Origin of the sequence: Pseudoalteromonas pernae (assembly GCF_039831865.1) — a bacterium.
Lineage (GTDB): Bacteria > Pseudomonadota > Gammaproteobacteria > Enterobacterales > Alteromonadaceae > Pseudoalteromonas > Pseudoalteromonas pernae.
This window is the reverse complement of sequence record NZ_JBDODM010000002.1, coordinates 307,969-320,185: the sequence shown is the minus strand read 5'-3', so window position 1 is coordinate 320,185 and position 12,217 is coordinate 307,969. Positions and strand designations below refer to the sequence as shown.

Below are 12,217 nucleotides of genomic sequence, written 5' to 3'. Positions count from 1 at the left end.
TTCCTTGAGTAGCTTAGCGATAGTTGGTGCGGTAGTTCTCGACCCAAAGCTTGGTGGCACCACATACTGCGACTGGCATTACTATCATGTTTAAAATAGGGATCATGGCGCACAGCATAACCCCAGCACCGAAGCCGTAAGATAACCCTTGATGTGCTTTTAAGTCGCGTTTCATGTCACGAAAGCTGACTTTGTGGTTATCAAAAGCGTAGTCTTTGTATTGAATGGCGAACATCCAACAGGTGAACAATGCCCACAAAATTTGCCCAATTACCGGCAGGATCCATAGCAGAATAAAAAAGCCCAAGGCGCGCGGCAAGTAATAGCATAACTTGGTCCACTCTCGACCTAGCATGCGAGGCACATCACGCATGGTATCTAATAAACCATCATCATTGACTCTTTGGCCAGTTAAGTGCAATTCCACTTTTTCACTCAGAATGCCGTTGAATGGGGCAGCGATGAAGTTAGTGATCACCGTGAAAATCATGGAATAACTAAACAATACGACTAACAATGCTAATGGCCATAATAGCCACTCCAGCCAGCTAAGCCATTCAGGGAGTTGAGAGTTCACCCACCCAAAGGCGTCGGTGAGCCAGCCGTAAATAAAAAACAGTGAAGTGCCGAAAATGACAAAGTTAATCAATAGCGGGATTAAAACAAAACGTTTTAGACCTTTTTCAGTGATCATTGAGAAGCCACTGAAGAAGTATTCAAATCCACGACCTAACTGCATGGTTTACCTCTAAGTTTGGTACTTTACTGTCGCTAGTATATCGAAGGTGCGGGTTAATTAAAGAGTTAAGTAGTAAACAAATATTGCAAAAAAAAGCCCCGCGGTGCGGGGCTGGATGCGATTTACTTGTCTTCTAGTAACTCATCCCTTTGCTGTTCACGCTCTTTGTAAGCACCCGCTTGCTCAGCTTCTAAGGCTGGCGTGTGTGTCTGTGCGCGTGACACCTGATTCATTTTCAGAATGTTTTCGGCATTTTGTAAATCAGAGGTATTACTAAACCCTGCAATGTTTTCACGCGCTTTCAAGAAGCTGTGAATTTCATCAACAATGGTATTAAGCTCTTGCTCGTTCTTTTTCATGGTCATGACATAACGAGGCATCTCAACGTTGTCTGCACCACTGGTTGCAAACGTACTTGAGTTGATACGCGAACTGATAATCCAGGGAGTGATTGACGATTTGATCACCACGTTCTCGCTGCGCGTTGAATCATGGATTGACATACCTGTAGAAACTTTAGACTCGGTAAACGTGCCTTCGGTTTTAAGGTATAGCAGTAGCGAGCTAAATTGCATTTCCGCCCAAAATACATGGCTGAAATTTTCCAACATACGGCCAATAGTGCTAAAGATTTGCCACATGAAGAAAGTGCTCAGCAGGGCTACAACGAAGGTAGATAATTCACCTAACCAGTTTTGCAATGGCTCAATAACACCACGATTGGCAGCGCGAGTTAAGTCGTTTAACTGTCCGCCTTGATCTGCTAAAAAGTGATAGAGCGCGACAATGTCGCCAGCGAGTGAATACAGGAGGGCGGCACCAATTAACAAACAAATCTGTGCTGCGAAGGTGCTGACCAAGCGGGTGATTTTAAAGCCCTTGTTGTCGTTGCGAGGGTTGTATTCGGGTTGTGTTTCAATCAAGAGTTCACCGCGAAAATCGCCTTTGCCATTGCTTTGCTCGTTTAAAACTGGGTCAAAATCAATGTACGTACGGTTTGGGATCTCTTTGTAACGTCGGTTTGCAAGGACAATGCTCTCGATATTGATAAAAATCTCATTAGGGTGCACTTCCTCTTGCAAGTTAGCACGGTACTCACTGACTTCAGTCGCAACTTCAATTTGCTTTGAACGCGCATTAATAAGATAAAAAACAGCCACACAACACAGCGCCCCAAGTACCAATAGCGTCAGCAAGCTAGGCCAAGCAGAGAACACGCTCACTTGGTTAGTTAGTTCGCCCCATTTCGCAAGCTCGCTTTGGTTCGGCGCAAACACATGGTGGTAAACTAAGCCAATGGTGACAGGAAAGATAATTGAAAAGGCAATGATTTTGGCCAGCGACGCAGCTCCTACGTCTTTGAGCTTTTTCACACTTTTTAGACTGACTGCATTGGCAGCACTGCGCCAGCAAAGTAGCAGATAAACAAGGATAAGCGCTGAAAATACCGGCACAATAATGTGGCCTGCTTGGCCAGCAAGACCTGAAGAAGAAACAAAGTAAGTTAAACCAAAAGCCACAAATGCCAAGATTGTTTGCAGAATAACGGAAATCACTTCTTGAGCCACATTGCGCATTGGGTAAGGCAAGAAAATAAGCTTAGGCAACACAGAGTGCGCAAAGCGACCAACCCAACCTTTAGGCTCAGTGAAGGTAGCGTTTTTGCGGCCCATCAACATAGATTCAAGGGTTTTAGAGCTGTACGCTAATGAGCCTTTCTTTTGTTCCAGAGCTGAGTTTTCTTGTTCGCTCTTTGTTAAGTTCGGCGCCAGCGAGCTTGGTACTGAGCGACCAACGAAAAACTTAAACAGTTGGAACAGACCACTACCGCAGCGTTTTAGGCCAATGATCATAAGAATCAAACCAACACCGGCATAAACCCATGCCGATACCATGTCGGTTTGTGTCAATGATGTAACCTTGAACAAGCTAAACAGACCTAATAGCGCAATAATCGCGCCGCCCGCGGTACGCATCGTACCTTCAATTTTAAATGGATTAGAAATGCCTAGCCCTTTGGAGCCAAAATCATAAGCCATATTGAGTATTTCCTCGGTGTTTAAAATTCGTTATTGAGCTTGTTTTGCTCTTTCTATCCGTTCCGAAACGGATGGGTGGGATGACATGTACTGAAGCAGTGTGTTACCCAATTCGCTATCCATTTTGTGTTCTTCTGCAAGTGCCTGCATGGCCTCAGCAAAAGCAGTCGGCGAATAGCCTAAATTGGATAATTGCTCAAGCGCGTAACTGTCGGCCTCGCGTTCCATATCTCTGGAGAATTGTTGTTGCAACAAGGTAGAACCCGTACCCAACACGATTTCTGCAAACCCTTCTAAATCGCCAAACATAAGGGCCAGCGCAACTGATGCCCCCGCCGATTGTGCGGCGAGGGTGATGCCGTGTTGATGTTCAACATGACCAATCTCATGAAGCAATATCGCTAGCAAGGCGGTATCGTTGTCTTTGAGCAATTCAGCTAGTTCATCTGTTAACACCACTTGCCCATCAGGTAACGCGAAGGCATTGGCGCCAATTTCAGGTGCTTGGTAGTGATGCAGAATGAGATTCGGCGGTGGGTTATCAATACGTTTAATGTGACTTTGCCACAAAGATTGAATATGTTGCTGCTGGTCAGTGGCGAGCTGCGTTGGCTCCAGATAAATCAGCTCAATAGCCTTGAGTGTTTGTTCTGACGTCGCTTGTTTCACCGAGTCAGGCAGTGCTTTGGCTGCTGCTGCGGCACCACTAGGAATAATTTTAAAGAATAATAGCCACACGAATACGGCGCTCATTACCACACAGCACAACAATGCCAGTTTATGGCGCTCAACTTTCTCCACCCACGCATCCCATGTTGACTGCGAGGGCCAACGATGTGCGGTGCTATGGGGCACAAAACGGCTGCCGTCCTCAAAACTGATTTCGACAGGCAGTCCAGTTATTTGCTGACCTTGTTGATATTCTGAGTACTGCGCCAGTACTGAACCATATTCATAGAGCGTCACGCCGAGCTCGCTTAAGCGCAGCTCGACGTCTTTACTCTGACTTTGGTTTTGAGGGTAGTAAATACCACTGACATGCATGTGATTAGCCCAGTGATAAATCGATATCGAACATACCGGCTGCCTCTTCAGCAAACGACGAGTCCTGCTCACCGAGCTGATCATGCAGCTGTTGAGGATCGCATAAAATGGTAATTTCAGTCGCCTGTGCCAACATGCGTGTTTTACGCACCTTAGTCCACGGATATGCGAGCCCCAAAGAAAACACTAACGCCAATGAGTTAGTGAAGATGAGTAAGGTGTAATCAATCATTTGTAAATCAGATTTGAAATCAACGATGCCGTCAATTTCACTGCTATTTAGAATGTGGTTACGGATATGGGTTTGATAAATACCTGTACCAACTGCCAATGCGACCATATACACCACAGAGATCATTACCAAAGCCACAACGCCTGCTACGGTTGCTGCTGCTTCTGTTGATTGGTCCACTTGGGCAAGTGCCTCAAGACCGAAGCCAAACACGCCAGCAACAGCGAGCAGAACAACACCGACGATGGCTGCTGCGACATACGCCATCAGCGCTGCTAAATAATACTCACCACCGCGAGTTTCAACGGTAATAGGCGTGCCTGCAAATTCTATGTTGCTGTGCAAGTACTGATCGATGCGTTTAAACACGTACGGCAGGAGCAAATACAGCGTAAAGACACTTAAAAAAGGCAACAATAAGAACACCACAAAGGCTTCGCCATAACTACCTTGGAAATTAAAGCGTATGTTGCGATAGCGACTCATACGCATATTGAAACGCATACCTTGGTTGACAATCCAAGGTATCAAAAACATTAAAACGAACACCGCGAGAATACCAAGCAAAGGTATAAAGTTGACGAAAAACATATACAAAGCGAAACAGATAAACGCGAGTATGCGGCCTTTTAGAATTTGTATGGGTGTGGCGAGGTAATCGAAGCGATGGCCGTCGAGTTGGGTGTGGCCATAAAAATAGCGGTAGGTACGAACCTTTGCCCACGCCGAATAGATGCCCAAGGTTAGCAGTGTGAGCACAATATTCACAATCCAAATCGAGAAAAATTCGCTGGCATTACCACTGAATTCGACACGTCGTGAATAGGGCTGAAACTGGTTATTAAACTGTTGAGATGGGTCGTTTGAATGTAAGTCCATTTAAAGCATTCCAATTATTTTTATTTTGCATTCATTAATTTAACGTTAAGGAAGCAGTAATGCAACTAAACAGGGAGTTGTAGGCATGTTCGCGACAAATTTACGTTCTTTACGTATAAAAAACGCGATAAGCGCGAAACATGTATTTTATGTGGTTTGCGTATACAATAGCGCCAACTCCATTTTCTCAGCTAGGTCAGCGCTTCATGCTATCGAAAAATCAGCAAAAGTATTTGCGTCAATTGGGTCAGAAAAAATACCGCAAGCAACATCAAGAGTTTTTGGTTCAAGGAACAAAGAACGTATTGGAGTTACTGCAAAGCGAACACCCCGTTGCCCAACTTTTTGCTAGTGACGCGTTTATTGCCCAGCACCGCTCCCTAATTACCTCGCGTTTGAATGCTCGAGACATTCATGAAGCGGATGAGACTGAGCTATGTAAAGTGAGCACGTTAGTGACCAATAACGATGCAATTGCTGTGGCCCCCATGGCGCACACTGAGATCGTTCCCACCCCTTGGCAACTGGCACTGGATGGTGTTGGCGACCCGGGCAACTTGGGCACAATTATTCGCTTAGCGGATTGGTATGGATTTGAGCATGTGTTGTTGTCGGCAAATTGTGCCGATCCATACAACCCAAAAGTGATCAGCGCTACGATGGGGTCATTTACGCGTGTAACCTGCCAAGAAGTGAATCTTCCTGAATATTTGTCACAGGCCAACAAACCAATTTATGGCGCATTTTTGGGCGGTGAAAACCTCCATTCTACAAATTTTTCTGAGCAAGGTATTTTGGTGATGGGCAGCGAATCGCACGGTATCAGTGAAGCGGTTGCTGAGCATATCACTCAACGCATTACCATCATGGGGTACGGGGGCGCTGAGTCCCTAAATGTAGCTATTGCCAGTGGCATAATTTTAGATAATATAAAACGTTGTCGCGGTTAATTCTTTCGTACTAAATCTCAGCCGCTCATAAGAATAATCATAATAATGAGGCGTGGATGCGCTTAAGCAGCATAAAACTGGCAGGGTTTAAATCATTCGTTGATGCCACAAAAATACCATTCCCAGACGCAATGACCTGCGTTGTCGGGCCAAATGGCTGTGGTAAATCAAACGTGATCGACGCTGTACGTTGGGTGCTTGGGGAAAGCTCCGCTAAAAATCTGCGTGGCGATGCCATGACAGACGTTATTTTTAATGGCGCCGCCACACGTAAACCCGTTTCTCAAGCTTCTGTGGAGCTTGTTTTTGATAACACCCAAGGGCGTTTGCCCGGTACCCTAGCGTCGCGTAACCAAGTTGCGATTAAGCGCGTGGTAACCCGTGACGGCCAATCGCTGTATTACCTCAACGGCAGTAAGTGCCGCAAACGAGACATCACAGACATTTTCCTCGGCACCGGCCTAGGGCCGCGCAGTTATGCAATTATCGAGCAGGGCATGATCTCACGCCTCATTGAGAGTAAGCCGCATGAGCTGCGAGTGTTTATCGAAGAAGCCGCGGGTGTATCAAAATACAAAGAACGTCGTCGAGAAACACAAACGCGCATTAAAAGTACAAAAGAAAACTTAGAGCGTTTGCTGGATGTGCGTGCTGAATTACAAAGCCAGCTAGATAAACTCGAGCGCCAAGCGCAACAAGCGACGGACTACCGCACGCTTAAAGCACAACAGCGCAAGCTCAAAAGTGAATTAGCGGTACTCAAATGGCAAAAGTTGCATCAGCAGCAATTGGCACAGTCCGAACAACTCGCCAAACTCAAAGAAGAGCTAAGTTTCTTTAAAGACGCCCATCGTGGCGAACAAGATGTTCTTGGCGCTTTCCAACAACAGTTGGATGACACCAATGCTGCACTGCAATCAACGCAACAACGCATTTTCCAAACCGATAATCAACTGGCTCGCTTGGAACAACAGCAAATACACGCCAAACAACGCGCTCATCAGTTACAGACATTGATTGCACAAAACCAACAGCAAATAGAGCAATTAAAAGAAGCACAAAGCCAACAGGCAGAGCATGTGCAAAGCCATGAAATGAGATGCGAAGAGCAGCTTATTATTCGTGAACAACTACACGAAGCCTTACTTGAGGCGCAGGCGGTGCATGATGAAGCCAGTGAGTATTTTGAGCTATTACAATCGCAGCAGCACGAAAGTCGTGAAAGATTATTCCTAGGCCAGCAACAGTTGCAGCAAAGTCGCCATGAACACCAAGCGATTGCCGCTAAATTGCAAAGTGCACAGCAATTACTCAGTGATAACGCTGCGGCCTTGACGCGTCACAATAGTGCGACCATCAAACAACAATTGCTTGAGAGTGAATCGCAAAGTAAAGAGCTGACTGCACGCTTAGCGAAAGCACAAAGCGAACAGCTTCTGCAGGAGCAAGCATTACAGGCCAACAGCGAAGATCTCGCGCATGCGAATGAGAACTACCAGCGCGCCGTGCGCAAACGCCAAGAGCTCATGGCGAAACGTGATGCCATTGAATCAGTATTGCACGGTGATGACGATGAAAAGGTTGATAATGTGCTGTTCCAACTGGATGTTCAAAAAGGGTATGAACACCTAGTAGAAGTTGCTCTGATGCAACTAAAAAACCTGAAAGTGAATGAGCAGCAACAAGGTAGTTGGCTCAGTGCATCCAAAGACGATGTACCACAGCACAGTGTGGCGCAGTTCATAAGTGCTGGCGTATATCCAGATCTGTTGCATCGTATTGCCTATAACGAAAAAGGTGATATCTCCTTGCTCAGTGACCCGCTTTGGATTGGTGTGATTGATAAAGCCGGAACGCTTCGTGGGCGTCATTGGTGTTTGCAAGCTAGCCAAGAGCAAGTAGGTGTGCTGGCTCAGCGCCAACAGTTGCAAGAGTTGGAAAGTGCATTCCAGACACTGGAGCAACAGTTTCCCGGTTTTGAACAGGAACTACATGAGCTTGAGAGCGAACGCGTTGAGATACAGGCTGCGTTAGAAATCGCCAAGCAGGCAGTGCACGAACATTCAAAAGCGTACGCCAGCATGCAAACACGCCAAGAGCTACTTAAAGAGCAAGCGCAGCAATGGCAACAAGAACTCACACGCTTAGAGCATCGCCAGCAAATGTTGCAAGCTCAAGTTGAGGATGCCGAAATAGCATTAGAGCAACAGCAAGCATGTATCGAGCAAGCGCAAGAACAACTTGAAACGATTGAAAATAGCAGTGCGCAAGAAAGAAGTACTTTTGAGCAAGCGCAGCAAGCACTTAAGCAGGCGCAACTGCGTGCCCAAGACCAGCAAGCTCAGCTAAACGATGCCAAAATAGCAACCGAACGTCTGCAAAGTGAATTAAGCCTCAGCCTCAACAAGCAAAGTAACCTTAGCCGAGAATTGCAGCAGCTAGAACAAGCCCTCGATGAAGCTGTTGCCCAGCAGCAAGAGGCCGCTGAACCAATTGCTGAGCAAGCTCAGCAAATAGAAGACCTGCTTGAACAAAAAGAGCATCTCAGTGCTGAGCAGAGCGAATTGCAGCAACAGTTAGAACTCGCCCAAGAACAATACCAACAAAATAAAGAAAAGTTGGCGCAAGGCGAGGAGCAACGCGAACAGTTGCAAGAGCAAATTCAACAAGCGCTGCTGGAAGAGCAAACACTGACGCTCAAAGCGCAACAAGCACTCGCACCGCTTGACGAGCTAAATGTAACGCTCAAAGCCGTGCTGGAGACTTTAACGGATGATGCGGCTATTGGCCGCTGGCAAGCACAACTAACAACAATCGACAAGCAGTTAAATGATTTAGGGGCGGTGAACCTTGCTGCTATCGATGAGTTTACCAGTGCCAAAGAACGCAAGCAGTACCTGGATGACCAGTTGGATGATTTAACTGCGGCGTTGGATACCTTAGAAACAGCTATCGCCAAAATAGACCGACAAACGAAGGCGCAATTCAAAGCGACCTTTGAGCAAATCAATGAAGATCTCAAAGAGCTGTTTCCAAAAGTATTCGGAGGTGGCTCTGCTTATCTTGAATTGACCAGTGATGACTTGTTAGAAAGCGGTGTTGCCATCATGGCCAGACCGCCAGGTAAGAAAAATTCCACAATCCATTTGTTAAGTGGTGGAGAAAAAGCGCTGACCGCATTATCATTGGTGTTTTCGATATTCAGGCTCAATCCAGCCCCGTTTTGTATGCTTGACGAGGTTGATGCCCCGTTAGATGATGCCAATGTCGGACGATTTTGTCGTTTGGTGGAAGAAATGTCGCAAACGGTGCAATTTGTCTATATCAGCCATAATAAGATTGCCATGGAAATGGCAGGTCGATTGACCGGTGTAACAATGGCTGAACCAGGTGTGTCACGCATGGTGGCTGTGGATATTGAGCAAGCAATGGAAATGGCTCAGGCCAGTTAATTGAACAAACTAAGAATAAAGGTGAGGGGATGGCCGAAGATCTCAGATGGGTATTAATTCTAATCAGTGCGCTAGTGATTGGTGGTTTATTGATACATGGCCTATGGTCAGTGCGCAAGCGCGCCAACGGTGTTGACAATAAACCCGCACCAAAGCCAGAGGCCCACGCTGTGGAGCCTACGGCGAGTGCGCAACATGACGCTACAGCAACAACAGAATCTAAGCCTGAGTCAGTTCGTGAAGAGCCAAGCTTCAGTGCCTTAGATGACGATGAGCCGAATATGGGCAGTTTTGACATCGACGAGGATGACAGCACCACTGATGACAACCTCGACGCTGATGCGCCAGAACAAGAACAGCAAGCACAACCAGAAGACTTTGTGATTATTCACGTGCACATGCCTGAAGGTCTGCAAATGCAGGGTGCGAAATTATTGCCATTAGTGCTCACGTTAGGTTTTAAATACGATGACGATGGTTTCTTCCATCGCCATGAACAAACCAGTGGCCAAGGTCCAGTTTTATTCCGCATGGTGAATATGTATAACCCAGGTACGTTCGATATCGACAACATGGAGCAGTTTGCAACAGCGGGTGTGAGCTTATTCATGACGCTTCCTAATGAAGGTGAGGCGATGTCCACGTTCAATATGCTGCACAGCGCTGCGAAGAAGTTAGCGGATGAGTTCGGTGCCGAATTGTTGGATCACAAACGCGAACCACTGAGTGTGAACACTGTACGCGAGTACGTGGAGAAAGTTCGCGAATACGCTTAACCAGTGATGTTATCTCGGCATCGCTGAGTGCTAAATAATCGTTTTTAATGAAGCCACCACTCGGTGGCTTCTTTATCGAGGTAGATATGAGTCTTACGCCTGAGCAACAAGTTGCACAATTACGCGCCAGTTTAGAAGAGCACAACTACAACTATTACGTGCTGGATAATCCAAGTATTCCTGATGCCGAATACGACCGTTTAATGCGTGAGTTACAAGCTTTAGAAACTGCACATCCGCAGTTATTAACTCCTGACTCGCCAAGTCAGAAGGTCGGTGGTGAAGCACTGAGTAAGTTTTCGCAAGTCACCCACCAAGTGCCAATGTTGTCGTTAGACAACGCGTTCGATGAAGACGAGTTCTACGCTTTCAATAAGCGTATCCAAGACCGTTTAGCCGCCAATCAAGAGCAAGTATTCTGCTGTGAACCTAAGCTCGATGGCCTTGCTGTATCGATTTTGTATCGCGATGGGGTGCTGGTACAAGCAGCCACTCGAGGTGATGGCCAAGTAGGTGAAAACATCACTGAAAACGTAAAGACTATTCGTAACATTCCGCTGAAATTACGTGGCGATTTCCCGCAAGAACTGGAAGTGCGCGGCGAAGTGTTTATGGATCTAGCCGGTTTCCACCGTTTAAACGAACAAGCCAAAGAAAATGACGCCAAGGTGTTTGCTAATCCACGTAATGCGGCAGCAGGGAGTCTGCGTCAGTTAGATTCAAAGATCACCGCTAAACGTCCTTTGATGTTCTATGCCTATTCCATGGGGCAGGTAACTGGTGCCGAGTTGGCAGATGGGCACTATGAGCAACTACACCAATTGAAAGATTGGGGATTGCCGCTTTGTCCTGAAACCAAGTTGGTTAATGGGGCAGGTGAAGCAATTGCTTATTATCAGGATATTTTGACTCGCCGTGGTGATTTGAAATATGAAATCGACGGTGTGGTCATTAAAGTTAATGACAAAGACGCACAGGAACAACTCGGGTTTGTTGCTCGAGCGCCGCGTTGGGCCATCGCTTTCAAATTTCCAGCACAAGAAGAAATTACCGTATTACAAGACGTTGAATTCCAAGTGGGCCGTACTGGTGCAATCACGCCTGTTGCTCGTTTGGCGCCCGTGTATGTGGGCGGTGTAACCGTATCCAATGCGACTTTGCACAATGGCGATGAAATCGCCCGCTTGGGAGTAAAGGTTGGCGACACTGTGGTCGTTCGCCGCGCAGGGGACGTGATCCCACAGATCACTCAGGTAGTGCTGGAGCGCCGCCCTGATGATGCGAAAGACATCGTGTTTCCAGAGCATTGCCCAGTGTGTGACTCGCACGTTGAGCGCATTGAAGGCGAAGCCGTGGCACGTTGCAGCGGCGGTCTAGTGTGCGCAGCGCAACGAAAAGAAGCCATTAAGCATTTTGCTTCGCGCAAAGCGATGGACATTGACGGTCTAGGTGACAAAATTGTTGAGCAGCTGGTGGAGCGTGAGCTTATTCACACGCCAGCTGAGCTATTCCAGTTGCGTCAGGGACATTTTGAAAGTCTAGAGCGCATGGGGCCTAAATCTGCCGCAAACCTCGTCACTGCTTTAGAGGCTGCTAAAACTACTACGCTGGCAAAGTTTATTTACTCATTAGGTATTCGCGAAGTGGGCGAAGCTACGGCACAAAACCTCGCGAACCACTATCAATCGCTCGAAGCAATTATGGCGGCCAGCATCGACAACCTGCAAGAGGTGAGTGATGTGGGTGAGATTGTGGCCAAACACATTCATAGTTTCTTTAACGAAGAGTCTAACCAAAAAGTGGTTGCAGCGTTGCTCGAAGAAGGCATCAATTGGCCAGCTCTAGAAGTGAAAAGTGAAAGTGAGCAACCGCTCAGTGGCCTGACCTATGTAGTCACGGGCACGCTGAGTAACATCAGCCGCAATGACGCGAAAGCGCGCTTGCAGGCGCTAGGCGCGAAGGTGGCAGGGAGTGTGTCGGCTAAAACTCATGCACTAATTGCCGGAGAAAAAGCGGGCTCAAAACTCACTAAAGCCACGGAGTTAGGTATTGATGTGCTCAGCGAAGACGATTTAATCGCGCTACTAGAGCAACATGGGGGCTAAC

The 12,217-nt window shown here is 47.0% G+C and carries 8 protein-coding genes; 4 read left to right on the top strand and 4 right to left on the bottom strand.

All coding sequences use genetic code 11. The annotated features are described in order from the left end of the window. Positions 1-13: 13 nt before the first annotated feature. The 4 genes from cysZ to V1358_RS05520 all read right to left on the bottom strand — a co-directional run bounded on the left by cysZ (position 14) and on the right by V1358_RS05520 (position 4,933). The gene (gene cysZ, locus V1358_RS05535; protein WP_347392860.1) at positions 14-739 is read right to left on the bottom strand and encodes a sulfate transporter CysZ; all 726 of its coding nucleotides are present in this window, start codon (positions 737-739) and stop codon (positions 14-16) included. A gap of 122 nt (positions 740-861) precedes the next feature. Continuing rightward, the gene (locus tag V1358_RS05530; protein WP_347392859.1) at positions 862-2,778 is read right to left on the bottom strand and encodes a hypothetical protein; all 1,917 of its coding nucleotides are present in this window, start codon (positions 2,776-2,778) and stop codon (positions 862-864) included. A 30-nt stretch (positions 2,779-2,808) separates the two neighbouring features. Beyond that, positions 2,809-3,822, bottom strand: a complete 1,014-nt coding sequence (locus V1358_RS05525; RefSeq protein WP_347392858.1) for a M48 family metallopeptidase — start codon at positions 3,820-3,822, stop codon at positions 2,809-2,811. A 4-nt stretch (positions 3,823-3,826) separates the two neighbouring features. Beyond that, entirely contained in the window at positions 3,827-4,933 is a 1,107-nt protein-coding gene (locus tag V1358_RS05520; RefSeq protein ID WP_347392857.1) for a YjgN family protein, read from the bottom strand. Positions 4,934-5,139: 206 nt separating this feature from the next. Between V1358_RS05520 and V1358_RS05515 the strand changes: the two genes are divergently transcribed. From V1358_RS05515 to ligA, 4 genes are all read left to right on the top strand, one after another. Continuing rightward, positions 5,140-5,883 (top strand): RNA methyltransferase, encoded by a 744-nt coding sequence (locus V1358_RS05515; RefSeq protein WP_347391123.1) that lies wholly within the window; start codon positions 5,140-5,142, stop codon positions 5,881-5,883. Positions 5,884-5,939: 56 nt separating this feature from the next. After that, positions 5,940-9,335 (top strand): chromosome segregation SMC family protein, encoded by a 3,396-nt coding sequence (locus V1358_RS05510; RefSeq protein WP_347392856.1) that lies wholly within the window; start codon positions 5,940-5,942, stop codon positions 9,333-9,335. Positions 9,336-9,364: 29 nt separating this feature from the next. Then, on the top strand, positions 9,365-10,111 hold the full coding sequence (gene zipA / locus V1358_RS05505; protein ID WP_347392855.1) for a cell division protein ZipA: 747 nt from the start codon (positions 9,365-9,367) through the stop codon (positions 10,109-10,111). An 86-nt stretch (positions 10,112-10,197) separates the two neighbouring features. Continuing rightward, positions 10,198-12,216, top strand: coding sequence for an NAD-dependent DNA ligase LigA (ligA, locus tag V1358_RS05500; RefSeq protein WP_347393167.1), 2,019 nt, complete (start codon positions 10,198-10,200; stop codon positions 12,214-12,216). Position 12,217: the final 1 nt, after the last annotated feature.

What these genes read in the sequence shown, in the direction of transcription:
- cysZ (WP_347392860.1), bottom strand. Translation starts at nt 739, where the DNA reads ATGCAGTTAGGTCGTGGATTTGAATACTTCTTCAGTGGCTTCTCAATG.
- V1358_RS05530 (WP_347392859.1), bottom strand. Translation starts at nt 2,778, where the DNA reads ATGGCTTATGATTTTGGCTCCAAAGGGCTAGGCATTTCTAATCCATTT.
- V1358_RS05525 (WP_347392858.1), bottom strand. Translation starts at nt 3,822, where the DNA reads ATGCATGTCAGTGGTATTTACTACCCTCAAAACCAAAGTCAGAGTAAA.
- V1358_RS05520 (WP_347392857.1), bottom strand. Translation starts at nt 4,933, where the DNA reads ATGGACTTACATTCAAACGACCCATCTCAACAGTTTAATAACCAGTTT.
- V1358_RS05515 (WP_347391123.1), top strand. Translation starts at nt 5,140, where the DNA reads ATGCTATCGAAAAATCAGCAAAAGTATTTGCGTCAATTGGGTCAGAAA.
- V1358_RS05510 (WP_347392856.1), top strand. Translation starts at nt 5,940, where the DNA reads ATGCGCTTAAGCAGCATAAAACTGGCAGGGTTTAAATCATTCGTTGAT.
- zipA (WP_347392855.1), top strand. Translation starts at nt 9,365, where the DNA reads ATGGCCGAAGATCTCAGATGGGTATTAATTCTAATCAGTGCGCTAGTG.
- ligA (WP_347393167.1), top strand. Translation starts at nt 10,198, where the DNA reads ATGAGTCTTACGCCTGAGCAACAAGTTGCACAATTACGCGCCAGTTTA.